This window comes from Rickettsia helvetica (genome assembly GCF_963970025.1).
GTDB classification, from domain to species: Bacteria; Pseudomonadota; Alphaproteobacteria; order Rickettsiales; family Rickettsiaceae; genus Rickettsia; species Rickettsia helvetica.
In genome coordinates this window covers 102,842-127,892 of record NZ_OZ018776.1, presented here as the reverse complement: position 1 = coordinate 127,892, position 25,051 = coordinate 102,842, and the positions used below count along the sequence as shown (strand labels likewise).

Below are 25,051 nucleotides of genomic sequence, written 5' to 3'. Positions count from 1 at the left end.
AATGCTAAACAAACTGTTACTTACTTTAAAATTAATGCGTGCAGATAAGCCGGTAGCTTATTTGCTGGTTTTTTTCCCTGCTTCATTTGGATTATTGCTTGCAAATCCTTCTAACACGGAATTAGCTCATTTATTACCGTTATTTATTTTAGGTAGCATAACGACAAGGAGTAGCGGATGTATTATTAACGATATATTTGATCGGAAATTTGATAAGCATGTCGTAAGAACTAAAGATCGACCTTTAGCAAGCGGTGCTTTACCTGTTTTTTATGCTATTTTTATACTCTTTATTCTTAGCGTTATCTCACTTTATATTTTGCTACTTTTAAGTAAAACAGCCATATATACGGGTTTTTTTACTGTAATAATGATTAGCCTATACCCGTTAATGAAACGTATTACTTATTTTCCGCAAATATTGATGGGATTTACTTTTAAGCTAGGGGCATTAATAGCGTATGCGGCAGTTCAGGATAAACTTGATATGGCAGCGATTATTATGTATTTAGCATGCTGCTTTTGGGCAACCGGCTATGATACGATTTACGGATATATGGATATAAAAGATGATAAGAAAATAGGAGTGAAATCTTTAAGCATATATTTAGAGAACAAGCATCCTAAGTTTTGGCTTTATATATGTTATATAGGTTTTATATTGTTATTTATTTTATCAATAAAGATAGCTAATCATAATATCGACTACCTACCTATTGTAACTGCTTTAATTCTGTTGGTATTGCAAGTAGCAACTCTTGATATTGAAAACCCTGTTGATTGTATGACAAGGTTCAGAGCAAATAATTATGTCGGGGTACTTTTAGGCTTAGCATTTTGTTAAGTTTTTACTCTCACAGCCCATAGTGTTACCATCGAGATTGCAGTTATATAAACCGCAATTGATAAAGAGTTACCTGTTACATGCCATAGTATTAGGCAGATTGACGGGGTAAGACGTCCGATTAATGAAGAGCCTATACTACTGCCGATACCTACTAACATATATTTATCGGCAGTTTTGAATAGATCATTTAACCAGCAATTTAAAGGTGCTAAGAAGCCGACACCAAGTATTATAATCCAAATACGCATAAAATTAACATACCATATAGACGAATTATTCAAGAACAGCCATAAAGGAATTATGCTTAAGCTCATTATAATAAGAGTACCCTTTAATATTTTAAGGTAATGGAATTTTTTTGTTAGATGGCCAATTATCGGAATCATCACCATATCAAAAATCAGAAACTCGGTATTAAATTTCATCATTGTTTCGAGTGATATATCAGTGATAAGCGGAATAAAGCTGTTCATAAATACAAAAGGTACAATGTAGGTCATATATGAGAAACCTACGGCAAAACTAATACGTAAGATACTTAGTTTACTGTTCCAAATTGTAACGAGATCATGTAAAAATGTCATTTTTTTAATTACTGGATTCCCGCGAAAGCGGGAATGACATAGAGGAGTGGAGGCATGGCATATAATATCCTCGCTCTTCCTTAAAAAATAACCTACAAGAGACGTAAAACCGCTGAATATAAAACATAACCGCCAATATTCATTATACTCTACATTTAAAATTATAGTGCTGATAAATGAAGCAAGAATAATACCGACCATAGTAGAAGTTTGATAAAGGTAAGAAACTTTAAATGCTTTTGTTTCGATTTTATTCTCTAGAATATATAATTTAGCAATAGCACATTCACCCTCGGAATATACTCCTTGCAATGTTCTAAGCACAACTAATAATAGCGGTGCAAGCCAACCTATTTGGGTATGAGAAGGTATTAGACCGATTAGGCTAGTTGTTAAAGCAACTCCAATCAAAGAGTGAGATAAAGCAAAAACCCCGCCGTATCTTTTAGCAATAACACCGAAAAAATAAGAACCGATTGGACGTGTAAATAAAGAGGTAGCAAGAACACTATAAGTAAGTATTAAGGCGACGACTTTATCATGATTTGGAAAGAATATGCTTACAAGTAGAGGGGCTAGAAACCCATAAAGTGCGGTATCAAAATGATCCATCGCATTACCAATTAGGATAGAAATATCCCTTTTGCTTAACGAATTATTCATATATTAATAATTTAAAATTTATAATGGATTATAAGTATGTAATCTTCCTTGTAAATATTTTTTTAAGAGATATGATTATAAAGTTATAGCTTAAAGTAATTGTAATTAATGAATAATTTGAAACAAGGAAAGTTTATTACATTTGAGGGAGGAGAGGGAATCGGCAAATCTACCCAATCTCAAATGCTCTATGAATATTTAAAATCTCAAAATACTCCCGTTATTTTAACTCGTGAAGTCGGCGGTACCTTAGTCGCCGAAAAAATGCGTGAAATTCTAGTACATGAAGAATTACTACCCATGTCCGAGTTTTTACAAGCTATGGCAGCACGTTATGATCATATGGCACGGAAAATTATACCGGCTCTGCAAGAGGGACATATTGTAATATGTGATAGGTTTATTGACTCAACGGCATGTTATCAAGGATTAGAGCTAGAAAACGGCATAGATTTAGTTTATAATCTGCACAAAACTTTAATGCCTCCTCTTATGCCGGATATTACGTTCTTTATTGACGTAGGGCTGAATACTGCTATTAAGAGAGTAAATTTACGAAATATGAGCAATAAATTTGACATAAGAGGTATAGATTTTTTTATAAAAATCTATGATTGCTTTAAAGAATTAAGTAATAGATTTCCTGAGAGAATAAAAACAATTAAAGCTTCAGATTTAAATCCGCTTGAAGTACATGAGTTAATAAAAAAGCATTTATGAAGAATACTTACTATATCACAACCCCTATATATTACGTTAACGATGTTCCTCATATCGGTCATGCTTATACTAGCGTTGCAAGTGACGTAATCGCCCGTTTCATGCGTCTTAGCGGTTTCGATGTAATGTTTTTAACAGGTACTGACGAACATGGGCAGAAAGTAGAAAAAGCAGCTATGAATAAAAATATTGACCCACAAAAATTTACCGATCAGACATCGGAAAGTTTTCGTCATCTGATGACTGCTATACATATTTCCAATGATGATTTTATCAGAACAACGGAGAACAGGCATAAAGAAGCTGTAGCTGTTTTTTGGCAGAAATTACTAGATAACGGCACTATTTATGAGGGTTTTTATGAAGGATGGTATGCAGTGCGAGATGAGACTTTTTTTGATGAGTCGGAACTTACGAGTGACGGTTTAGCACCGACGGGAGCACCTGTTGAATGGGTTAAAGAACCAAGCTATTTCTTTAATCTTTCAAAATGGCAAGATAAATTACTTGAGTTTTATGAAGCAAACCCTGATTTTATTAGACCTATATCAAGGCGTAACGAAGTAATTAGCTTTGTTAAATCAGGTCTAAAAGATTTATCGGTATCGCGTACTACTTTTAACTGGGGAATAAAAGTTCCAAATGATGAAAAACATGTGATTTATGTTTGGCTTGATGCACTGGCTAATTATATTTCGGCACTCGGTTATCATGATGAACAAAGTAATTACGGTAAGTTTTGGCCAGCTGATTTACATGTAGTAGGTAAAGATATCTTACGTTTTCATGCCGTTTATTGGCCTGCTTTCTTAATGGCTGCCGAAATTCCATTGCCGAAGACAATTATGGCTCATGGTTGGTGGACGAATGAGGGGCAGAAAATCTCTAAATCTCTTGGTAATACCATTGATCCGATTAAGTTAATTAATGAATTCGGCGTTGATCAAGTTAGGTATTTTCTGATGCGTGAAGTAACTTTTGGTGCGGACGGTAATTTTGCTCGTAGTAATTTAATTACTCGTATTAATAGCGAGCTATCAAACAAGATAGGTAATTTATTACAGCGTACTACATCTTTTATTTATAAAAATAATGACGGCAAAGTGCCACTACTTATGCAAGATATCATAGATAAAATATATGAGCTACCGATTTTAAAAACCGCAATTAAATTTACCGAGCAGAATATTTTGTTGATGGAAAAAATAGAGATTAATAAAATTCTTGAAAATATTATTAATTTGGCTGAAGAGGCAAATATCTATATTGATAGCGAAGCACCTTGGAATTTGAAAAAAACCGATCCTGATAAGATGTTAGAGGTGTTATACGCTTTACTAGAGGTTTTACGCTATATTGCTATAATGCTTCAACCTTTTGTGCCGAGTTCAGCAAACAAAATGCTAGATCAGTTAGGGGTAAATAAAGAAGAACGTCTATTTAAGCATTTAATACGTGATTATACTTTAACAGCGGGTAGCAATATTTTAGAACCTACCATAATATTTCCAAGAGCAGAAGATGCTTAGTATTCTGTCATCCCGCGACTTGACCACGGGATCCAGTAAAAATATTAAAACAACTAATACTAGTTGTTTTTTTGGATACTGTGGTCAAGTCACGGGATGACAGAGTAGGTTTTACCGATCCACGCAAGCAAGTCTTTCGCGGGAATGACATAGAATACGCTTAACTTAGGCACAAATACTAAAAATATGAATAATAATATTTTGATAGATTCACATTGTCATCTTAATTTACTTGGTAACTTGTCATCTCGCGACTCGATCGTGGGATCCAGTAAAAATATTAAAACAACTAATATTAGTTGTTTTCTGGATACCGTGGTCAAGCCATGGTATGACACAGTGCTTTTAGATTCTATCATTCAAAGAGCATTAGCAAATAATGTGCAGTATATGCAAACTATCTGCACTAAGCTTGAAGATTTCCCGATTGTTTTAGAAATAGCCGAAAAATATGAAAATGTTTTTGCGAGTGTTGGGGTGCATCCTTGTGAAGTGAATTCTTCTATTAGTCATTGCGAAGCACTGCAAGTGCTGTGGCAATCTCAGGAAACTTGGACAAGATTGCCACGTCAAGACTACGTTTTTCCTCGCAATGACGCTGAGGCAATTATTATGTTAACCCAGCATCCGAAAATTATCGGAATCGGTGAAACGGGGCTTGATTATTATCATCAGCCTTACGATAAAAAATTACAAAAAGATTCACTAGTAGCACATATACATGCAGCGTCTAGTACATGCCTGCCTGTTATTGTTCATACAAGAGAAGCAGACGAAGATACTATTGACATTTTAACCTCAGAAATGTGTAACAGCAAATTTCTAGGTTTAATACATTGCTTTACCTCTTCAAAAAATCTAGCGGCAAAAATGCTAGATATCGGCTTATATATTTCAATTTCCGGTATTATTACTTTCAAGAATGCAACCGATTTGCAGGAAATAGTTAAATATATACCGCTTGATAGGTTATTAATAGAAACCGACACTCCTTACTTAGCTCCTACTCCTATGCGAGGCAAACAAAACGAACCGGCATTTATTAGGTATGTCGCCGAAAAAGTTGCCGAACTCAAAAATATTACCTCCAAAGAAGTAGCAAATGTGACTACTCATAACTTTAACACGTTATTTTCTAAATTTGAAAAATATATAAATAATACTTTATAAAAACATCAAGTTTGATAATTTAAAGTTGAAATTTTTAAAATAATATGTATTATTTTATAGTATTTCAATTATTAGTATATTTGATATGGAATTTAATCGCAAAAATGCCATCATTGGTTTTTTAAAAGAACATGAAGATCAGAAATTTACTCCCTACAAAATAGCAGAATGGCTTGTCGAAAATTATCCTGAAGAAGCCAGATGTAAAGCGGCGACAAGTAGAAATAAGAGGATAATAGCAGCAAGAACTCAAGAAGAAAAAATTAAGGAAGTTATAAAGGGTTATGCAGGTGAAATTAGTAGAGGTAGGTTTAATGAGTGGAAATCAAAGCCTAATATTAGAATAGAGTCAGAACCTCAAGTAAGGTTGTACTATAATCAAAATCCTGATTATCAAATTATAATAATGAACAAGTAACAAACCTTAAAAATAAAGTAAGCAAAGCAAATGATATAACTGAAGAAGAAGCATATGAAAAACCTGAATTTAATATTCTTGAAACAATTATTGATGATAAAACCTATAACATTAATGAAAAAGTTATACTAAAAAAGCCTTTTTGTGAACTAAGGCATTTTCAGAAAATAGGTTTTAAAAAAGAACTACCTAAATTATTAATAGTAGCACCCATGGCGGGACATCACGCTACACTACTTCGATCAACCGTACAAGCATTATTACCGTATACCGATATTTATATTACAGATTGGACGGAAGCTAGTTATGTGTCGCTTGAAGCAGGGCATTTTGATATGGATGATTATATTGATTATGTAATGGAGTTTATCAATTTTATAGGATCAAATGTTCACACTATGGCAGTTTGCCAACCTACTGTTCCACTGCTTGCCACCATTAGCTTAATGTCGGAGAGTAATAGTCCAAATGTGCCGAGTTCGATGATTTTGATGGGCGGTCCTATAGATGCTAGAAAAAATCCCACGGCAGTTAATGAATTCGCTCAAAGTAAAAGTTTAGAATGGTTCTGCAAAATGGTTACAATGCAAGTGCCGTCAAACTATCCCGGACATGGAAGAAAAGTATATCCTGGATTCCTCCAACTTGCCGGCTTTATGAGTTTAAACTTATTCCGTCATATAGATTCACATTTAGAATTATGGCAAAGTTTATTAAATTCTGATTATAAAAAAGCCGATCATACTATTAAATTTTATGATGAGTATTTAGCAGATATGGATATGCCGGTAGAGTTTTACTTACAAACTATAGATGAAGTATTCCAACAATTTTCGTTAGCAAGAGGTAAATTAGTTTCTGAGAAGCGTCCGATTGATTTAAAACATATTACTAAATGTGCTTTACTTGGTATTGAAGGGGAATTAGATGATATTGCAGCGGTAGGGCAAACAAAAGCTGCTTTAAAACTTTGTTCAAATATACCTGAATCAATGAAAAGATACCATTTATAAAAAGGGATAGGGCATTACGGGGTATTTAGCGGAAGTAAATTTAAACAGTTTATAGTGCCTATTATCAAAGATTTTATCTATGATTTTGATAAAACTAATTTCAAGCAATCTAAACTTAAGGCAGTATAAAAATAGTCATTGCGAGCGGACCTTGTTGTGCGGATCAGTCTGTCATCCTAGCTAATTTGATCAGTGTTGTTGCATGGCTCGGAAAATGCCCTTAATGTCATTCCCGCCGTTGCTGGAATGATATAGCAGCCATGCAATAAGACCATAATTAAAGGAGAAGTGTGATAATCTAATATTCAACTCTTATTAGTGCTTTGAGTTTCTTGTTGTTGCTGTTGTTTGTATTCTTCCGCTTTTTCTTCTATGTAATTAAAAAAGAAATAAGTAAAAGTTAAAAAACCAGTCAAAATAATGCCAAATATTATTAGTATTGCTTTAAGTTGCTTCCGTGAATCTTCTGCTTTTAATCTTTTCTCTTCTTCATCTGTGTCTTCATCATTTTTGAACTCAGATATTATTATTTGTTCTTCTGTAGTATTTTCCATGTTGTAACTCAACTAAAATGAACCTCTTGATTACTAAGTTGTTCCTATAACTTACAGATTTTTGAAGTTTATAAGATTAGCTATATTTTAATGATGAGGTTTAAACCTCATAAAAATAGGATATATAAGCAATAATGCTATGTCAATAGCCTTGAATATTAGCGGTAAATTATGTAATAATATGTGTTCAACCAAGGTTATATATAATTATTATAATTTAGGTCTCCTAATATTGAAGTATTTAAAGGATCGGGGCAAGCAGCTGACAATATAGCATCATCAAAAGTGATATCAGATCGTCCTATATAATTTTGAATAAAATTATTAGCGGTAGACTCAAGAATTTCGTATTTTGTAGGAGATAAATTAAAAATTTTTATACAATTTTCATTTCCTAGATTCTTTCCAATCAATGTTAATAAATTTGCAGTATATTCATCTTTTTTAATGTATGAACCAATAACCTTTGAGTAACCAGTTTTGTATCTTTCAGCAAGAACGCGGCACGCTTCACCGTCTCTTTGTTGTATAATATCTGATTTAAAGCTTTCAATTATTTTGCTTACTCCTGCCATAGAAAGAGGTAGTGATAAAAAGATCTTTTTATTATCTTTCCAGTTCTTCTATAAGTGCTTTAAATCTTCTGCTTTCATGAGAGTTTTTGCCAGAATTAAAGTCCTATCTATATTATTCTTCTTAGAATTATTATCATATTGATTCATTTTAATTTTGCTCTATTTTCATTACTAATTCTTTGATTTCATTATAAGCCTCATCATCTATTGCTAAACTATTCTCATTTTTTACGGCAGTATTAAATGCTTTTTCTGCAATACAAAATAAATCAGGCTGAAGGTTCATTGCTAAGTTTAAGAAGAAGTTAATATCGTATACAAAAATTCCTGAATTCCAAAAATATTCATTACTTTGAAAATGTTTTTGTACTTGCTCTAATATAGGTTTTTTAATGAAATGATCAACTAGATAAACATTTTCTGCAATTGATAATCCTGTGTTTATATAGCCATACTCGGCACTTATAACATTTATAGGAATACCTATAGTGCAAATACCGAATTCATGAACATAATGTAAAGCTTTATTTATAGTATTAAGGTAATTTATATTATCTGCTATATGATGGTCTGAAGGTAGTAACACTATAAAATATCAAACCCTTATGCTTTAGCCGATAATACCGTAATAATGGCACAAACGGCAGTATTTTTTTGTAAAGGCTCAGTAATTAATTCTATTTCTACATCTATTTCTGCTGCTTGTTCTTTAGTGATTGATTCATATTTTTTGGAAGTAATAATAGTAGGTTGTCCTAAAAATTTATTTTGGTTTAATGTTTGCTGAAGTAAAGTTAGATTACTCAATATTTTTTTAAATTTTTTCGGTTTATCCTTAGATGACAAAGGCCATAGTCTTTTACCGTTGCCTCCTGCCATAATCAACGGCTTTATTCTCATATATTTTACAACTATTAATTGAATAAACAATAGAGAGCTTTATAAATAGTTTTAAAAATATGTCAAGTGAATTCACTATATTGACAAGTTTTACAATAAAAAGTACTTCTGCCTGAATGTTTTGTCTTGATAATAGTGCTAGAGCAGCTTAAACAACTTTGTCCCTCTCTACCGTACACCGTAAGTTGCTGGGTAAAATAGCCAGGTTTGTTATCGCCGTTTACAAAATCTTTAAGAGTAGTACCGCCGGCAGTTATAGCTTTAGTTAACACCTCTCTAATCGATTTAATTAAATTTTCTATTTCATCGTCCTTTAAATCGCTACCTAATTTATCCGGATGAATTCTAGCTAAATGAAGACTTTCAGAAGCATAAATATTACCGACTCCAACTATAACTCTATTATCCATAATCAAGTTTTTTATCGGTATTTTTCGAGTAATTAATTTGCTTTTTAAATATCCGAGTGTTAATAAATCAGAAAGGGGTTCTATTCCTAAATCATTAAAAAATTCTTTTTCTAAGAAATTAGTTTTAAAGCTATAAACCATTCCGAATCGTCTAGTATCATTGAAAATTAACTTTTCGCAGTTATTTAAATCAAAAATCACATGATCGTGTTTTTGAGTCTTATAATTAGCAGATTGCAGAGTAAATCTACCGCTCATGCCCAGATGGACTATTAAAGAATAATTATTATTAAAATCTATAATTAAATATTTTGCACGACGCCTAACATCCCGTATATTAGTATTTGAGATTTCTGTAGCTAAAAGCGGGGATAGCTTATAACGTAAATTATCTCTTTTTAACTCTACATTTTCTATAATAAGCCCGATTAGCTTATCTTTTAGGGAGTTTTTAAGAGTTTCTACTTCAGGAAGTTCCGGCATTTGATACTAATATTTATAATAAAAAACTATGAACCAAACAAATTTTGGCTTTAAAAAAGTAGATTACACTAAAAAACAAGGGTTAGTAAATAACGTTTTTTCTAATGTTGCTGATAAGTATGATTTAATGAATGACTTAATGAGTTTTGGATTACATCGCTTATGGAAAGATGAATTTATTAGGCAAATTCCAAATCTTAACTCTCATATATTAGACGTTGCTAGCGGTAGCGGTGATATTGCTTTAAAACTTGCTAAAAAAGTAAGAGATAGAGGCAATAATATTTCTCTAACTTTAAGTGACATAAATGAAGAGATGCTAAAGAATGCTAAGAAAAAAGCAATCGATCTTAATTTATTTCAGAACCTTAAATTTACTGTAGCCAGTGCCGAAGAATTACCGTTCTCGGATAATAGTTTCGATTATTATACTATAGCATTCGGCATTAGAAACGTACCTGACATTAATAAAGCTTTAAAAGAAGCTTATAGAATTCTAAAACCGATGGGTAAGTTTATATGCCTAGAGTTTTCAAAAGTAAAGGAAGGGTACTTAAAAGATTTCTATAAATTCTATTCATTTAATATTATACCGAGTATTGGTCAAATGATAGTGGGTAATAAAGAGGCATATGAATATTTGGTCGAAAGTATCGACTTGTTCCCCTCACAAGACGAGTTTAGAATAATGATTAAAGAAGCCGGTTTTGAGGAAGTCGGTTATGAAAATTTGAGCGGCGGAATAGTTGCTATTCACAGTGCATATAAAATATGATAAGTAATTTTTTTAATTTAATACGTATTTTTCGTATCATCAGTAAAAAACAAATCCTAATTGATTCAAGAAGCCCTAAATATTTCAGGTTTATCGGTTATATATTAGCTTTATTTTTTGCTCCGGTCTCGTTAATAAAAAAATCACGGGAAGATTACGGCAAACGTTTAATAGATTGTTTAAGCAATCTTGGACCTGTTTATATAAAATTCGGACAAACACTTTCGACAAGAGCCGATTTAGTAGGAGCAGAGATAGCAGATTATTTAAGGTTACTGCAAGATAAGCTACCTCCGTTTGAGAGTAGAGTGGCTAGAAAGTTGATAGCGTCATTGCGAAGAGACATTTATGTCGACGAAGCAATCTCAGCAAGCAAACAAAAGATTGCCACGCAGTCTACGACTGCTCGCAATGACGCCCTCCTTTTCTCATACTTCGACGACACCCCCATCGCTGCCGCTTCAATCTCGCAAGTACATAAAGCACGGCTAGTAACCGGTGAATATGTTGCGGTAAAAATTTTGCGTCCGGATATTCATAAAAAATATAATAGAGATATTAAGCTACTATATTTTCTTGCAAAAATTATCTCAAAATTTTCTAAAGCAAAAAGGCTCAAACCGATTAAAGTAGTCGATAAATTTCATGAAACTATGAAATTTGAGCTTGATTTACGTTTAGAGGCAGCAGCAGCTTCTGAGCTTACAGATAATATGCGAAATGATATTAACGTGATAATCCCTAAAATATATTGGGATTTAACATCAGAAAATATACTAACTACCGAGTGGTTAGACGGAACTTCTATATATGATACTTCGCTACTAAAGGAAATGGGGTTAGAGCCTGCAAAAATATCTAAGGATTTTGCCGTAATGTTTTTCAATCAAGCCTATAGAGATGGATTTTTTCATGCTGATTTACATGCAGGAAATATTTTGGTAAACAAGCAAGGTAAGATAATTTTACTCGATTTCGGTATTATGGGCAGACTTAAAGAAAAAGATCGTTTAGCTGTTGCCGAAAGTTTATTTGGCTTTTTAAAACGTGATTATAAATTAGTTGCTAAAGTACATTTAAGAGCTAGCTACATCCCATCAAATACCGATTTAGATTTATTCGCTCAAAGTTGTAGAGCAGTTACCGAGCCTATAGTAGGGACGCCCACAAAAAATATTTCCATAGGTAAGCTGCTTGCACATTTATTTAAAATCACGGAAGATTTCGGCATGGAAGTACAACCGGAGTTATTGCTATTGCAAAAGACTTTAATAATGGTGGAAGGGATAGGCAGACAGTTAGACGATAATGTTAATATGTGGCAGCTCGCCGAACCTTGGATTAAAAAATGGGCAGCGAAAAATCTAAGCCCTGAAGCGAAGTTGTTACGACTGGTAAAGCATTACTTGGAAGAATTATATGATAATTTAATATTGCAAGATAACCATGACTTTAAAAATTAACAAAAACTAAAAAGTAAAATTTTATAAACCTTTAAATAATTATAGTAAAATAATATTAAATTATATAAAGGTATTTAAAATGTCTAAAAGCCAAGAACAATAGCAATAGCAGGAATCCATTGATAATAATAAGGCAACAGCTTGATGAAGAATATAAAAACCTTTTGTGGGTTCAAGTTAGATATTTAGCTCTTGGGGCTGAAACAGGTAACAAAAAATATGATGAGTTAAATAAACGATATCTGGATCTTAATAAAGATAATTTAGGTATAATACAAAGTGTTATCCAAGCAGTCGGGAATGCTCCTAGTGCATTGCAATTTACATGGGAGGCTTCTCAAGTTTTACCTGATCTTGCACTGGAGCTTAATAACCTCAGAAAAGCGAGAAGTGCTACCACTAGTGTAGGTTCTATTGAAGCCGGTTGCAAGATGATAGCAGATGCAGAATCGCTTATAAAAAAATGTGCTTCTGTTTTACATTCCGAAACTATATCCAATAGCTCAAAAGAAACACTTTTACAATCTAAAGTTACCCCATATCTTCTCACGCCTATTTATAAATAAGAGGCTTAGCAAAATAACAAAAAACTTTCAAACTTCCGAAACAGAAAAAATAAATGTATTAGATAAAATAAGTCTTAAATGTATCAGAGAATTATCTACACTAGGAGTAGATTTAATATCTAAAGCACTAGAAAGCGATTTAAATCCAAAAGTACAAGAAATATATAAGAATATTAAACAAAAAAACGAGTCATCTCAAGGTGCTATATTAAAAAATATACATGACATTATTACTTCAGACAAAGTAAAACCCCTTCTTAATCACGTTTAGTACAATTTTTAAAAAATCCTGATAATCAAAAGGGATTAGTTCAGATTACAGAAAATATAATAAATAATAAAGCACAAAAAATCGCTAAACCTGAATTAATTGCAAATACAGTAGCACTACTTGCAAATTCTAGCGAAAAATTAATTGAAAGTACTCCTTCAGCTATAAAAGCTTATAGTCAGCTTAAAGAAAATCAGCGTTGGGCTAAAATTAACCTAAATATGGAAAGATTAGATACTGAAACTAAAAAAAAGTTATTAAAAGGAAAAAACCTCAAATAGTAGAGTTAGTTGAAAATGCTAAAAAAATTATTGATAATTTATCTCCTGTTTTAGAAAAAGAATTACCACAATATTTAGATGGTAATAAACAGGGTATATTAGATGTTTTAAAACATCCTAAAGTAACGGAAAGAATAGAAATCAAAAGGAAAGATCCGGAGTTTATACAATAAGGTACTAGATGCATCTACGCCTTTTTTAAAAGATGCTCTGCCGTCAATTACTAAACTTGCTAGCCATGCTCTTTCCGATAGCGATAAAGTTGCCGATATAATACAAAAATTTCAGTTAATTAAGTCACTTCCAAAGGAAGAGCAATCAAAAGAAGCAAAGGTAAAAGAGGTAAAGGAATTGATTAGTACTTTGATACAAATTAAAAACCATAATCCGGAAATAAGCAAAATAATTGAAAAAGATCTTCCTGAACTATTAACAAAACATGCAAGTAGTTTAGGACCTGTTGTAGATGAGTTTTTAAACAAAACACCCTAAGGGTCAAAAATTAAAATTAGACGGTGAAAAATTAGTAAAGATAGCCGGTAAACATGCACCTGAATTAATTAAAATTGCCGATAAATTTAGCAAACATGAATACGGTAAAATTATAGTGCCGGCGTTAAAATTATTATCAGATCCAAAAGTTCTAGGAGTAGTAGCAGAAACTATAGTTAATTTAGGAAAAAGTAAATTTAGTAAAGATAAAGAAGCGGTAGGACCGCATACAAGTAAGGTATTAGAAGAAAGACAAAGAGAGATAGGAAAATCCATTAGAGGAGCATAGAAAGATCTTGCTATTATTTGATTAAAATTATATTGTAGATTCAAAGTATCATTATGAAATTACAAGGATGAAGCACCATAACGCCGGGAATAACACATATAAAAAAACAAGAAAATAACTGTAAGGGGCATAGAGAATCTAGTTTACAAGTTATTTAAACCCGTTTTTTTCCAAATTCTTGGATTAAAATATCAGCCGGTATATGTAATTCTTTGTGTAACTTTCTAATCATAGGTAAAGTTAAAGTTCTTTTTTTATTAAGAATTTCTGATACTCTACTTCGAGATCCTATGCTTTTTTCTAAATCCTTACGAGAAAGCCCTAATTGCTCTAATCTAAAGTTTATAGCTTCAATAGGATCAGGAATATCTATTTTATAATGCTTATTTTCATAATCTTCTACTAATAAAGATAATATTTCTAGTTTCTCTGCTTCTGCTGAATTTATAGGTACATATAATAGCTTATCAATTTCTTTCAAAACATCATTATATTCTTCTGCTGTTTTTATTATATGTAATTCCACTTAAATCTCCTTAACATTAATTTTATCATATTCTGCATGAGTTCCCACAAACCTTATATATACAATTTGAAGGTCGTATCTTATATGTGTAATAAGCCTATATTTATTTCCTGATATATTAAATACAATTCTATTGTTATTAATTATGCTACAGCTTGGAAACAATAATTTTATTTCGTTTGGAGTTGTAAAATTTTCTTTTTTAAAAATTTGATACCAAACTTTTAAAGGTTGTTCGGAATTAGCGTATCCCTGTTCCCAAAAATCTTTAAGTTTTTTAATTGAAATAATTCTCATGAAAAATAATCATATCATGATCCCAAAAGGGGAGCAAGTGAAATTTAATTTTAAACTACACATAAGGATTTTTAGTTTTCACATAAGTGAATCTAATAGGAACGCCCGGCATGTCAAAAGCCTCACGCATATTATTTACTAGATAGCGAGTATAGCTATCGGTAATTTTTTCCGGATTATTAGAGAATAATTTGAAAGTAGGCGGGCGAGTTTTGGTTTGAGTCATATATTTTACACGCACTCGTCTACCGCCTTTTTGTAGAGGCAAGGGATGTGCTTCCGTAGTAAAATTAAGCCATTCATTTAATTTGCTAGTAGTTATTTTCTTATTCCAAATTTTATAAATTTTTAGGCAAGCATCTAGCACTTGTTCAATATTTTGTTTATTTATCGCTGAAATGAATAGAACGGGGACACCTTTAACCTGAGGCAGATGAGTATTTATCTGATAATAAAATTCTTCCTGAAATGCTTCTTTTTCGGATTCTTTAACTAAATCCCATTTATTCACTACTATAACTATACTTCTTCCCTCATTTACCACATGGCTTGCAATATTTAAATCTTGCTGTTTTAAAGGGGCTAAAGCATCAATCATTAAGATTACGGTATTAGCAAATTTAATACTGTTAATAGCATCTGATGCCGATAATTTTTCTAAAGACTCTGTAATAGTAGATTTTTTACGGAGTCCTGCTGTATCGATTAATTTAATATGATTATTTTTATATTGCCAATCAATTTCAATTGATTCACGAGTAATACCTGCTTCAGGACCGGTTAATAATCTTTCATCATTAATAAGAGCGTTTATAAAAGTAGATTTTCCGGCATTAGGTCTGCCGCTAACTACTATCTGCAAACAATCTCCTTTAATTGGATCGGCTATATTTGTCTCGATTGATTCTTCTTCAGGTAACTTGGCAATAATCTCGTCATATAAATCAATTAAGCCTGTGCCATGCTCGGCAGAGATAGCCACCATACTATCAAACCCTAATTTATAGTACTCTTTATCAAAATCAAAAGCTTTCTCACATTTATTAACTACCAATATAGCAGGCTTATTATATTTTCTAACAAAGCTACCAAGTAGCTTATCATCAGGTAATATTCCGCTTCTACCGTCAACCATAAAGCAAATTAAATCTGCCTCTAAAATTGCTTTAGTAGTCTGTGCCATTAACCTCTCTCCCATACTATCAGGATTCTCTTCAAGTCCTGGGGTATCAATTAACAAAAATTCAAAAGAGCTGATTTTGCCATCTGTATATTTTCTATCCCTAGTGACACCTGGCAAATCGTGAACGATAGCTTTTTTACGTATGCTTAATCTATTGAAAAGCGTTGATTTACCTACATTCGGACGACCAACTAAAGTAATGATTTTCTTAGTCATTATTAATATATTATTATGGTTAAGAGAACTAATAATGCCCCGATAAAACCTACTATATTTGCTATTATAATAGGTGTATTTTTTATTAATATGCCGTATATAAGCCAACTACAAAGAGCAATAGCACTTATAGTAAAGGCGGGCATAGAAACGGAAGCCGAAGATTTGCAGGTGAACATCTTATGAGCCTGTACATAAAACATAAAGTTGCCGATTGTACCGACAATCGTCATATATTTTTCGTAAAATTTCATGAATTTTGGAGACATATATTTATTTTTGTTCTTAAAAAGCGGTTTAGGGCATTTTCGTAGGTATTGTTCGCATGGATCAAAAAACGCGTTCGGTGTCATACCGTGGCTTGATCACAGTATCCAGAAAAACAACTTAAAACACTAATAATTTTAGTATTTGTACTGGACCCCATGATCAAGTCACGGGGTGACAGAGGTTAGCAATTACCGGTATATGATCCGAAGGTTTTTCTCGAGTCCTTAAATTATAATCCATATAGCAATTTTCTAAATAGTCAATAGTATTATTACAACCAAGGATCATATCAATCCTCATACCTTTATTTTGTTCAAAACATCCGGCTCTATAATCCCACCATGAAAATTCTTGTTTACTCGGATGCATCAATCTGTATAAATCCTCAAATCCGGAATTTAAGATAGTTCGTAATTTTTTTTGTTCAACCTCAGTAAAACAAGTAGTCTCAGCTAATGCTTTAGGCGAATATACGTCGATATCAAACGGTGCAATATTGAAATCACCGCCGATAATAGTTTTTTCGTCAAAAGATTTTTTAGTTGATAGATAATTGATAAAGCTATCATAAAATGCTAGTTTTATAGCAAATTTATCGCTACCGACAAATGAACCGTTAGGAGCATAGAGCGAGATTATATTACAAAACCCGATAGGTAACGATAATTTTATTTCTAAGAATCTCGCTTGATCGCTACAGTAATTATTTGGAAAATCCTTAATTATTTCATCAACGGGAAATTTTGAAATTATAGCCACGCCGTTATATGATTTTTGTCCGTGGACATAAAAATTATAAGGTAGATCGGATAATTCATCAAAAGGAAATTTATCGGTTTCGCATTTTATTTCTTGCAATAATAAAATATCCGGATTTTCGTTAGATAAAAAATTACGCAATAAATTAAGTCTTGTTTTTATGGAATTAATGTTCCAAGTAGCTATCTTCATGTTTGTTTTTCTATGTTTGTGTTTTCATTACGGAATCGCCATTCAAGAAAACCAAAATGATAAACCAAGAGATTAGTGATGAATGCTCCGGAAATTACTATAATCATCGAATATTTTATTGTGTTATAATCCGGATTAGCACCGTACATATCTAATAATACGCTAAAGGCTACGCCCCATAATATAGTTATTTCTATACTAAGCCCTCTCGGTATTCTTTTAATTGAATTTTCTTTCACAATAAAATCTCTAACTATTGCTCCGCCGTTAGCCGTAATAAAAGCAAAAAACGGGCCCCAAAAACCTAGAGGTTCAATTTTATGAATAATAACCATTGCAACTCCTATGATTATAAAAGTTGCCTGTCCGAATGAATCACAAATTGCTACTATATTATTTAATGATTGTTCTAAATAATTATCTTCGGCACTCTGTTTATTATAATAGCTGAATAATTTAATAACGGTAAAACTAAGCAAAACTACTATAAATACGTAATAGAAATAAGAAGGAGTAAAATTAAAGTTTAAATGTCCGGTATCATGGTTTACTATTAAGTCGAGTATTATACAGCTACTGACGGACGGTAATATCGCAAATAAAAATGTACCGAATAAAGTACTGTTTTTTCTGCTACTCAAAATAATTCCCGAAAAAGCAAAAGCAAGGCAACCAAGTAAGCCTATAGTATGACACCAACGAGAATCTATAGATTTAGGTAATAGAATATGATATATATATGTCTTAATAATTTTTTTATATTCGTTACTTGCAAGAAAATCATCTATCGCAAAATTGAATTGTTCAACTATGTTTAAAGATACGGTTTTTTTGCTGAACATCAAATGTATAGAAGTTTTGATATTTAAAGGAACTTCTACTATTCTTCTGTCTATTGCTCTTCCGAGTATATTAACGGAACCGACTATTCTATTACTAATAAAACCGTCAATTTCTTTCTTGACTATTCCGTTTACTAATTCCATATCATTTTGATATATTTTAATTATATCCTCATTTTTCTCATTATATAAAAACGCCGTAAATTTAGGATCTCCGTATACGGTACCTTTCACTATCCCTAATTGAAGATTCAATAGACGTATTTGTGCCATTAGTTCGTTAACATTTTGAAAATTTAATTTCTTAGCAAGCGGTTCAATAATAAATAATGATAGTTCTTCTAGACGATACGGTTTTGAAAAGTGAGCATAGTTACTTCTCTCAGCGGTATAAGTAGCTCCTGCTGCCATATCGGCAGTACCGTTTTGAATATCTAATTGATCGTGATACCAACTATCTTGATTGTACTCAATATTGATACCTATTTTTTTAGCAATAGCATTAATGAATTCTATATCCATACCGGAAACGTTAGTATGATTATTTGAAGTAGTAACTAAATATTGATAAGGTTCATTTGTATACCATGCATTTGTTAAAGTCTTTTTATCAGCTACTCCTTCACATTCTAAAGTTGTTTGTTGCTTGTTTATATCTATGCTTAAAGCATAAAAATTTTTAAAAATGAGGAGTATAAAAATAAAAAGTTTTACAATTTTCATGGTCTGTATTTTTTTAGAATTAAAATGTCATTCCGTGGCAATATTTTATCGTCATTGCAAGAAGACGTTGTTACGTGGATACCACCCCGTCATTGCAAGCAGTCGTAGACTGCATGGCAATCTCATGAAATAATAATAAACTCCTGAGATTGCTTCGTCAATTGCTATGTAATTTCCTCGCAATGACGAAAAAACCGAACCACGCAACAAAGCCCCTAATCACGCACTACTTTAATTTCGCCGTCAGAAAATTTAATATTAAAAATTTTTTCATTTGCAGCAGCAATTTTAGAAGATAAAAAATTACCCGTTTCTCCTTTAACTATAGCAAAACCTCGTTTTAATACGTTATGATAATCAAGGCTTGCAAGTAACGTGCTATTTAATTCTAATTTATACTCAAAGTTTTTCAAAGTATTATTTGCCGATTTTGATAGATAAGCTGTTTGATGTGTTAATTCTAATGTTTTGTAATTGATTATTTTAGCAGGGTTAACTCTTTCTTTAGAAAAAGATTTAAGCTTTGTTTCTTGTAGTTCAATAAAGCACGGTAAAGCATCTAATAAATTAAAACCGGTTTCGTCCAGTAATTGCTGCCTATTATTTATATAGTGAGAGAGATATCTGTGTATTTTATCGTAATTTACTATATTTTGTTTGTGATACTTAATTAACCGGCTAGTATTATTCAATAATACTTTCTCATAAGATTGTAGAGTATTATTTAAAATAGATCGTACCGGTACGGCAAATTCTGCGGCAGCAGTAGGTGTTGGAGCCCTTTTATCGGCTGCTAAATCTATTAAAGTATAATCCACTTCATGACCTACTGCGGAAATAATAGGAATTTTTGAGTTATAAGCGGCATGTACTAATATCTCATCGTTAAATGACCAAAGATCTTCTATAGAACCGCCGCCTCTAGCAACAATTATGACATTTGGTTTATTTGCCTCTTCTAAATTATTAAATCCTTCAATTGCTTCAGCAATTTCATTGCCGGAATTTTCGCCTTGTACGCTAACCGGCCATATTATTATCCGAGTCGGAAAACGTTCGCGAATACGATGAATAATATCTTTAATAACAGCACCGGTTATTGAAGTGATAACGCCTATTTTATCAGGTAAAAAAGGTATAGGAATACGTATTTTATTAAATAAGCCTTCTTTTTCTAAACGAGCTTTACGCTCGTTTAGAATTTGCAGCATAGCTCCAAGCCCTGCGGGCTGTAAATTATCTACCGATAATTGATAACGTGAATTACCTGCATAACTTGAGAGTTTACCGCTAATTACTACTTCCATGCCTTCATTTAAAGGAAATTTGATTTTAGCAAGAATAGGACGCCAGCAAGTACAAGCTAAAATAGCAGTATTTTCTTTTAAGTTAAAATAAGCATGACCTGAGCTTGCTATTTTTAAACCTGAAATTTCTCCTTTTACCTTAATATAGCCAAAAGTATTTTCTAATAATTCTTTAATTTTATTAGAAATCTCACTAACTGAAAACTCTTTGATTGCTTGATTCACAATGAAATTGTCTAGCATTTTATTAGTACTTGGTTTTTTAAGCTGAGAGTAGCACATTATTTGTCATTGCGAGGAGAAACTATAAGTTTCGATGAAGCAATCTCAGGAGTTTATCCTACTTCATGAGATTGCCATGTCGATGCTATGCATCTCCTCGCAATGACGATTATCATCTCCATAGAATAACCTTGCACTGCAAAAGAGCAAGCAAAATTTTTTATTATTTGATATATTATTAATAGCTTGCTATTATTTTTTACTATTGAATTTTAGATAACATAATAAATGCGACTAATATACCTAATTATTATCGTAATATTTCCTCTAGCTAGTTTTACTCAACCGTTTAAACAAAATCAAAGCGTTAAAATAAATAATCTAATTGCTGATTTTGTAGAGTATAACGAAAGTCAGGATTTGATATATGCTAAAGGTAATATAAAAATTATCACGGATGAGTATTTATTAACGGCAGATAATTTACTTTATGATATAGAAAACGATATTTTATGGGCAGAAGGTAATATCCGAATTAAGGATAAACAAAACAGAATAATAGAGGGTGATAAAACAGTTTTAAAAGACGAATTTAAGAAAGGGATCATATCGGAATTCATTTTACTTTCCGGTGATAATAATCTTTTAATTGCTAAACTTGCCGAAAGAATAGATGAAAATAATCTTAAGCTGCACCATGCTGAATTTACCCCTTGCGATGTTACTTGTAATAGAAACCCTATTTGGCAAATTGCTGCTAAGGATACTTATATTCATTCCGAAGAGCATAGAGTAGTTTATAAAAACGTGTTTTTTGAAGTATATGGCATACCGATTTTTTACTTACCGTATTTTTTCCATCCGACTCCTACGGCTCCTGCAACTTCCGGATTATTAGTGCCGGACGTAAAAAACAAAGGGTTTGGTATACCTCTATATTTACGTGCAAAACCTAATATGGATTTTACTCTCACTCCAAGAATTTTTAGTAAATATCAAACTTATAAGCTAGAAGCACGTTATCGCCCGAATGATACCGATAATATGAATTTTCAAGGTAGTGACGGTAAATTACCGTATTTTCTAGAAAAAGACGGAAGTATAGTGAAAAATAAAAAAGTTTCTTCTTATCATTATATAGCAAGCGGTAATTTTATTAGTACCAATAAAGTTTATGATTACGGTTTCAGGGTGGAACGTACATCGGATAAAGCTTATTTAAAAAATTATTATAATAACTATGCTTCATATTTAACTTCTAAAATATTCTTAAATAAAATTCATGAGGCTGATTATTTTTCGGCGGAAGGATTAAGTTTTCAAGGCTTAGGTAGTAATGATAGTAAGTATACCGATCCGTTAGTATTACCGAAAATCAATACAAAAAATGTGATAAATTTGAATGATAACGACAACAGCCATATCGTTGTTGAAAATAATACGTTAATGTACAAAGAAAGAATAGGAAAACAACTTGCTAGAACCTCTTTGCAATTATCCTTTATGCATAATGTGCTGACTTCTTCAGGGCAAATTTTTGATTTTGTAGCAAAAGATAGAGGCGATTTTTATCTTGCTAGACGGGCTTATTTAGATAAGCCGAAAGAAAGTAAATCATTTCAAAGGAATATACCGGAATTGCAAACTTTATGGCGTTATCCGTTAGTAGGTAATATAACAAAAACGATAAATTTACTTATTGAGCCGGTAGTTTCTTTTACTATGGGACGTAAACTATCTAAGAAAGATAAAAAATTTGTTATAATTGATCCTGCTAAATATGAATTATCCGAAAAAAATATCTTTTTATCAAATCGTTATAGCGGTATTGATTGCCATGATTTCGGTAATAGATTAAGTTACGGCTTAAATACTAGTATTGCTAAAGAAGAAAATTATTTAAAATTATTTTTAGGACAGTCGCGTAATACAAGATATAGTACAGATTTGCCGGCTGATGATACGGAAAATGTAGGGCAGATCCTAGGTAATCTTTCTAATAATTTAGAAGTGTTTTATAGCTTTCGAAAAGATAGATATTTCAGACCTATTAGAGATGAAGTAGGAGGAAATTTTAACTATGATAAAATTAACTTTTTAGGTAGTTTTATTCAGCTTACCAATCTTAAAAAATATTATTCCGTAGAAAGTATAAAGGTTTCAAATAATAGAGTGCGACAATTTTATGGAGACATAAATTATCAGCTAGCGGAAAATTGGACTATAGGTTTTGGTGCACGCATTGATCTCTCTAGACGATCTCCAAATTTACTTACTCGAACTATTAGGGTGACATATGCTAAAGATTGTGTTAGAATTACTGCAAAGATTTATTCCGATTATCTAGCCGACGGAAGTAGAGGAATCAAAAAAACTGCTTCTTCACCGACTATTTCTATTGGTTTAAAAGTTTTAAACATGTGAGTATACTCGTTTAATTTGAAAAATTGGCTACGTCGTCTTATAAGATCTGCGGTGCTCACGTACTAAATGTACGCTTCGCTCCTCGCCTTATAGACCGATGACTCTTTTCCAAATTAAACTTCATCTACTTACTGTTCACTTATTCAGAGTATCATATGAGAAAATTATTATTAATCATTACCGTTTTTTTTACTTTTAATGTAGCACAAGCATCATTACCGAATATAGTAGCATCCGTAAATGATGAACCTATTACTCTTAATGAGTTTCGTGCTAGAAAAAAAATGATTATGGCACTAAATAATGTTGAAAGTCTAACGCCTGCTCAAGATAAGCAGCTAAGTGACTTAGCAATCAAGAGCTTAATTGACGAATCTTTGCTTTTTCAATATGCCGGAGATAGAGAAATTCCACAAGAAGAGATAGATAACGCCATTAAATCTATTGAAGATCGTAATAAAATGCCTCACGGTTCTCTTCTTCAGTATCTGAAAAGCAGATCAGTTAATCCTGATAGTTTTATTTCCCAAATTAAATCCGAGTTGATTAAAATGAATATTTTATCAAGTCTATCAAGATCGGTACAAGTAAGTAATAAAGAAATAGATGTCGCAATTTTATCTAGCGATCAAAAAGACGTAGAAATTTCAATGCAAGTATTTACATCTAAAGATAGTGGCAATAAAGCGTTTACGCAGATGAATAATTTGAAAAATCGATTAAAAAAATGCACCGACGTCAAAAAATCGCTTTATGGTAATTTTGCTACTATGCAAATTATTACCGATAAGCTTAGCAAGATAGAAGGTGTAAAACAAACTATTGTAAAGGACTTAACTCCTGATAAAGCAAGTAATGTATTTGAAGTAAATAACAAATTTGAAATAATATTAGTGTGCAGCAAAAAAATCTTAAATGTTAATGAAGATGAAAATAATTATATAGTAAACTTCCTAACTAATAAAAAGATTTCGCAAAAAGCACAAAAAATGTTTGAAAATATGCGTAAAAAGGCAGCTATAAAGATAATGTTGCCATCTTAATTGTAAGGTCTGTCATACCGTGGCTTGACCACGGTATCCAGCAAAAAATTAAAAAGGACTGGATCCTGTGATCAAGTTGCGGGATGACAATCGGCTTTTACCAATATCAAAGCTTAAAACCCCATATTCTCATGCTCCCTTCAATTGCAAAACATGCAGCATCTCATCAAATTAATCCTCTTAAAAAGCACGGACAAAATTTTATTTTTGACAGTAGTTTATGTGATAAAATTGTGCGTGCGAGTAATCTTGCAGAAAATAGCCGAGTATTAGAAATAGGACCCGGCACAGGAGGGTTAACTAGGTCAATATTGCAAAAAAAACCTGAATCCTTAACTGTTATAGAAACAGATGAGAGATGTATTCCATTACTTAATGATATTAAAGAATATTATCCTAATCTAAATATTATTAAACAAGATGCTCTTAAAATAAATTTAACCGATTTAAGCTATGATATAGTCACTTCAGTTGGATTTGCACACAAGAAACGAGGAGCGAAGAAGCCTAATAGGAGAGCGACGAGTAACGATATAGGCGAGTCCAAATCAATTGACTACAAAGTAACTATAATTTCTAATTTACCGTATCATATAGGTACTGAGTTAGTGATTAGATGGCTGAAAGAAGCACGACTAATTACTAATATGACGCTAATGTTACAAAAGGAAGTAGTAGAACGTATTTGTGCTATGCCGTCAACTAAAGCATATGGCAGGTTATCAGTAATATGTCAGTTAATAGCTAAAGTGGAAAAATGCTTTGACGTAGCACCGACTGCTTTCTATCCACCTCCTAAAGTATATTCTGCGATAGTTAAACTAATACCTTTAGAAAATCCGCCATCTATTACTCTGATAAATAAAGTTGAGCAAATAACAAAGCTTGCTTTTGCAGGACGACGGAAAATGATCACATCATCACTGAAAAACCTTGTACCTAATCTACATGAAGTATTGACTCAGTTGAAAATCAATGATAATTATCGTGCTGAAAATCTTACTCCTCAAGATTATTTGAGAATTGCTGAAATATTATAAGCTT

24 protein-coding genes and 2 pseudogenes are annotated in these 25,051 nt (G+C 32.1%); 14 read left to right on the top strand and 12 right to left on the bottom strand.

Features of this window, described 5'->3' with window-relative positions:
• The first annotated feature begins 1 nt into the window (after window position 1).
• The gene (gene ubiA / locus AB1146_RS00840) at window positions 2-844 is read left to right on the top strand and encodes a 4-hydroxybenzoate octaprenyltransferase (RefSeq protein WP_010421541.1); all 843 of its coding nucleotides are present in this window, start codon (window positions 2-4) and stop codon (window positions 842-844) included.
• Here ubiA and AB1146_RS00835 read toward each other — a convergent pair.
• A complete protein-coding gene (locus AB1146_RS00835; RefSeq protein WP_029374758.1) occupies window positions 841-2,094 on the bottom strand; it encodes an MFS transporter in 1,254 nt (417 codons plus the stop codon). The genes ubiA and AB1146_RS00835 overlap by 4 nt on opposite strands.
• A 108-nt stretch (window positions 2,095-2,202) precedes the next feature.
• Between AB1146_RS00835 and tmk the strand changes: the two genes are divergently transcribed.
• The 5 genes and pseudogenes from tmk to AB1146_RS00805 form a co-directional block, all read left to right on the top strand.
• Complete coding sequence (tmk, locus tag AB1146_RS00830; protein WP_010421544.1) at window positions 2,203-2,814, top strand: dTMP kinase; 612 nt, start codon at window positions 2,203-2,205, stop codon at window positions 2,812-2,814.
• Entirely contained in the window at window positions 2,811-4,343 is a 1,533-nt protein-coding gene (gene metG, locus AB1146_RS00825; RefSeq protein WP_010421545.1) for a methionine--tRNA ligase, read from the top strand. Before tmk ends, metG begins: the two co-directional genes overlap by 4 nt.
• A 198-nt stretch (window positions 4,344-4,541) precedes the next feature.
• Entirely contained in the window at window positions 4,542-5,513 is a 972-nt protein-coding gene (locus tag AB1146_RS00815) for a TatD family hydrolase (RefSeq protein WP_029374759.1), read from the top strand.
• An 85-nt stretch (window positions 5,514-5,598) separates the two neighbouring features.
• A complete protein-coding gene (locus AB1146_RS00810) occupies window positions 5,599-5,931 on the top strand; it encodes a hypothetical protein (protein ID WP_010421549.1) in 333 nt (110 codons plus the stop codon).
• A gap of 53 nt (window positions 5,932-5,984) precedes the next feature.
• Window positions 5,985-7,073: pseudogene (locus AB1146_RS00805) on the top strand (polyhydroxyalkanoate depolymerase); the annotation flags it as partial.
• Between the two features lie 176 nt (window positions 7,074-7,249).
• On the opposite strand, the gene AB1146_RS00800 reads toward AB1146_RS00805, so the two are convergent.
• From AB1146_RS00800 to mutM, 4 genes and pseudogenes are all read right to left on the bottom strand, one after another.
• A complete protein-coding gene (locus AB1146_RS00800; protein WP_010421553.1) occupies window positions 7,250-7,498 on the bottom strand; it encodes a hypothetical protein in 249 nt (82 codons plus the stop codon).
• A 197-nt stretch (window positions 7,499-7,695) separates the two neighbouring features.
• Window positions 7,696-8,073 carry a hypothetical protein gene (locus tag AB1146_RS00795; RefSeq protein WP_010421556.1) on the bottom strand — a complete coding sequence of 126 codons (378 nt, stop codon included), beginning with the start codon at window positions 8,071-8,073 and terminating at the stop codon, window positions 7,696-7,698.
• A 148-nt stretch (window positions 8,074-8,221) separates the two neighbouring features.
• A pseudogene (locus AB1146_RS00790) lies at window positions 8,222-8,967 on the bottom strand (sugar phosphate nucleotidyltransferase); the annotation flags it as partial.
• 68 nt (window positions 8,968-9,035) lie between these two features.
• Window positions 9,036-9,866 (bottom strand): bifunctional DNA-formamidopyrimidine glycosylase/DNA-(apurinic or apyrimidinic site) lyase, encoded by an 831-nt coding sequence (gene mutM, locus AB1146_RS00785; protein ID WP_010421564.1) that lies wholly within the window; start codon window positions 9,864-9,866, stop codon window positions 9,036-9,038.
• A 28-nt stretch (window positions 9,867-9,894) separates the two neighbouring features.
• Here mutM and ubiE point away from each other — a divergent pair, with 28 nt between their 5' ends.
• The 5 genes from ubiE (at window position 9,895) to AB1146_RS00760 (ending at window position 14,003) form a co-directional block, all read left to right on the top strand.
• Window positions 9,895-10,641, top strand: coding sequence for a bifunctional demethylmenaquinone methyltransferase/2-methoxy-6-polyprenyl-1,4-benzoquinol methylase UbiE (gene ubiE, locus AB1146_RS00780; protein WP_010421567.1), 747 nt, complete (start codon window positions 9,895-9,897; stop codon window positions 10,639-10,641).
• Window positions 10,638-12,104, top strand: coding sequence for a 2-polyprenylphenol 6-hydroxylase (gene ubiB / locus AB1146_RS00775; protein ID WP_010421569.1), 1,467 nt, complete (start codon window positions 10,638-10,640; stop codon window positions 12,102-12,104). Before ubiE ends, ubiB begins: the two co-directional genes overlap by 4 nt.
• A gap of 119 nt (window positions 12,105-12,223) precedes the next feature.
• On the top strand, window positions 12,224-12,670 hold the full coding sequence (locus tag AB1146_RS00770) for a hypothetical protein (RefSeq protein ID WP_232203668.1): 447 nt from the start codon (window positions 12,224-12,226) through the stop codon (window positions 12,668-12,670).
• A 903-nt stretch (window positions 12,671-13,573) separates the two neighbouring features.
• On the top strand, window positions 13,574-13,714 hold the full coding sequence (locus AB1146_RS00765) for a hypothetical protein (protein WP_198005266.1): 141 nt from the start codon (window positions 13,574-13,576) through the stop codon (window positions 13,712-13,714).
• Between the two features lie 115 nt (window positions 13,715-13,829).
• Entirely contained in the window at window positions 13,830-14,003 is a 174-nt protein-coding gene (locus AB1146_RS00760) for a hypothetical protein (RefSeq protein WP_172616148.1), read from the top strand.
• 154 nt (window positions 14,004-14,157) lie between these two features.
• Here AB1146_RS00760 and AB1146_RS00755 read toward each other — a convergent pair whose 3' ends face one another.
• From AB1146_RS00755 to xseA, 7 genes are all read right to left on the bottom strand, one after another.
• Window positions 14,158-14,529, bottom strand: coding sequence for a type II toxin-antitoxin system HigA family antitoxin (locus AB1146_RS00755; RefSeq protein ID WP_010421572.1), 372 nt, complete (start codon window positions 14,527-14,529; stop codon window positions 14,158-14,160).
• Window positions 14,530-14,826, bottom strand: a complete 297-nt coding sequence (locus tag AB1146_RS00750) for a type II toxin-antitoxin system HigB family toxin (protein WP_010421575.1) — start codon at window positions 14,824-14,826, stop codon at window positions 14,530-14,532. It lies immediately after the preceding gene.
• Window positions 14,827-14,881: 55 nt separating this feature from the next.
• Window positions 14,882-16,225 (bottom strand): ribosome biogenesis GTPase Der, encoded by a 1,344-nt coding sequence (gene der / locus AB1146_RS00745; RefSeq protein ID WP_010421577.1) that lies wholly within the window; start codon window positions 16,223-16,225, stop codon window positions 14,882-14,884.
• Window positions 16,226-16,227: 2 nt separating this feature from the next.
• Window positions 16,228-16,494 carry a SemiSWEET family sugar transporter gene (locus AB1146_RS00740; RefSeq protein WP_010421579.1) on the bottom strand — a complete coding sequence of 89 codons (267 nt, stop codon included), beginning with the start codon at window positions 16,492-16,494 and terminating at the stop codon, window positions 16,228-16,230.
• 160 nt (window positions 16,495-16,654) lie between these two features.
• Entirely contained in the window at window positions 16,655-17,446 is a 792-nt protein-coding gene (gene xth / locus AB1146_RS00735) for an exodeoxyribonuclease III (protein WP_010421580.1), read from the bottom strand.
• Window positions 17,443-19,011 (bottom strand): transporter substrate-binding domain-containing protein, encoded by a 1,569-nt coding sequence (locus AB1146_RS00730; RefSeq protein WP_010421581.1) that lies wholly within the window; start codon window positions 19,009-19,011, stop codon window positions 17,443-17,445. The genes xth and AB1146_RS00730 overlap by 4 nt, the downstream gene beginning before the upstream one ends.
• Before the next feature lie 215 nt (window positions 19,012-19,226).
• Entirely contained in the window at window positions 19,227-20,561 is a 1,335-nt protein-coding gene (xseA, locus tag AB1146_RS00725; RefSeq protein ID WP_010421583.1) for an exodeoxyribonuclease VII large subunit, read from the bottom strand.
• A gap of 267 nt (window positions 20,562-20,828) precedes the next feature.
• On the opposite strand from xseA, the gene AB1146_RS00715 reads away from it, so the two are divergent.
• The 3 genes from AB1146_RS00715 (at window position 20,829) to rsmA (ending at window position 25,047) form a co-directional block, all read left to right on the top strand.
• Window positions 20,829-22,964, top strand: a complete 2,136-nt coding sequence (locus tag AB1146_RS00715) for an LPS-assembly protein LptD (RefSeq protein ID WP_010421585.1) — start codon at window positions 20,829-20,831, stop codon at window positions 22,962-22,964.
• A gap of 155 nt (window positions 22,965-23,119) precedes the next feature.
• The gene (locus AB1146_RS00710; protein WP_010421586.1) at window positions 23,120-24,007 is read left to right on the top strand and encodes a SurA N-terminal domain-containing protein; all 888 of its coding nucleotides are present in this window, start codon (window positions 23,120-23,122) and stop codon (window positions 24,005-24,007) included.
• A 131-nt stretch (window positions 24,008-24,138) separates the two neighbouring features.
• Window positions 24,139-25,047, top strand: a complete 909-nt coding sequence (rsmA, locus tag AB1146_RS00700; protein WP_010421588.1) for a 16S rRNA (adenine(1518)-N(6)/adenine(1519)-N(6))-dimethyltransferase RsmA — start codon at window positions 24,139-24,141, stop codon at window positions 25,045-25,047.
• The last annotated feature ends 4 nt before the right edge of the window (window positions 25,048-25,051 follow it).

Excerpts from the sequence above, each read along its gene's own strand:
- AB1146_RS00710 (WP_010421586.1), top strand. The coding sequence starts at position 23,120 with ATGAGAAAATTATTATTAATCATTACCGTTTTTTTTACTTTTAATGTA.
- AB1146_RS00800 (WP_010421553.1), bottom strand. The coding sequence starts at position 7,498 with ATGGAAAATACTACAGAAGAACAAATAATAATATCTGAGTTCAAAAAT.
- AB1146_RS00750 (WP_010421575.1), bottom strand. The coding sequence starts at position 14,826 with ATGAGAATTATTTCAATTAAAAAACTTAAAGATTTTTGGGAACAGGGA.
- der (WP_010421577.1), bottom strand. The coding sequence starts at position 16,225 with ATGACTAAGAAAATCATTACTTTAGTTGGTCGTCCGAATGTAGGTAAA.
- AB1146_RS00810 (WP_010421549.1), top strand. The coding sequence starts at position 5,599 with ATGGAATTTAATCGCAAAAATGCCATCATTGGTTTTTTAAAAGAACAT.
- AB1146_RS00740 (WP_010421579.1), bottom strand. The coding sequence starts at position 16,494 with ATGTCTCCAAAATTCATGAAATTTTACGAAAAATATATGACGATTGTC.
- xth (WP_010421580.1), bottom strand. The coding sequence starts at position 17,446 with ATGAAGATAGCTACTTGGAACATTAATTCCATAAAAACAAGACTTAAT.
- mutM (WP_010421564.1), bottom strand. The coding sequence starts at position 9,866 with ATGCCGGAACTTCCTGAAGTAGAAACTCTTAAAAACTCCCTAAAAGAT.
- AB1146_RS00715 (WP_010421585.1), top strand. The coding sequence starts at position 20,829 with ATGCGACTAATATACCTAATTATTATCGTAATATTTCCTCTAGCTAGT.
- AB1146_RS00730 (WP_010421581.1), bottom strand. The coding sequence starts at position 19,011 with ATGAAAATTGTAAAACTTTTTATTTTTATACTCCTCATTTTTAAAAAT.
- ubiB (WP_010421569.1), top strand. The coding sequence starts at position 10,638 with ATGATAAGTAATTTTTTTAATTTAATACGTATTTTTCGTATCATCAGT.
- ubiA (WP_010421541.1), top strand. The coding sequence starts at position 2 with ATGCTAAACAAACTGTTACTTACTTTAAAATTAATGCGTGCAGATAAG.
- xseA (WP_010421583.1), bottom strand. The coding sequence starts at position 20,561 with ATGCTAGACAATTTCATTGTGAATCAAGCAATCAAAGAGTTTTCAGTT.
- tmk (WP_010421544.1), top strand. The coding sequence starts at position 2,203 with ATGAATAATTTGAAACAAGGAAAGTTTATTACATTTGAGGGAGGAGAG.
- AB1146_RS00795 (WP_010421556.1), bottom strand. The coding sequence starts at position 8,073 with ATGGCAGGAGTAAGCAAAATAATTGAAAGCTTTAAATCAGATATTATA.
- rsmA (WP_010421588.1), top strand. The coding sequence starts at position 24,139 with ATGCTCCCTTCAATTGCAAAACATGCAGCATCTCATCAAATTAATCCT.
- AB1146_RS00835 (WP_029374758.1), bottom strand. The coding sequence starts at position 2,094 with ATGAATAATTCGTTAAGCAAAAGGGATATTTCTATCCTAATTGGTAAT.
- metG (WP_010421545.1), top strand. The coding sequence starts at position 2,811 with ATGAAGAATACTTACTATATCACAACCCCTATATATTACGTTAACGAT.
- ubiE (WP_010421567.1), top strand. The coding sequence starts at position 9,895 with ATGAACCAAACAAATTTTGGCTTTAAAAAAGTAGATTACACTAAAAAA.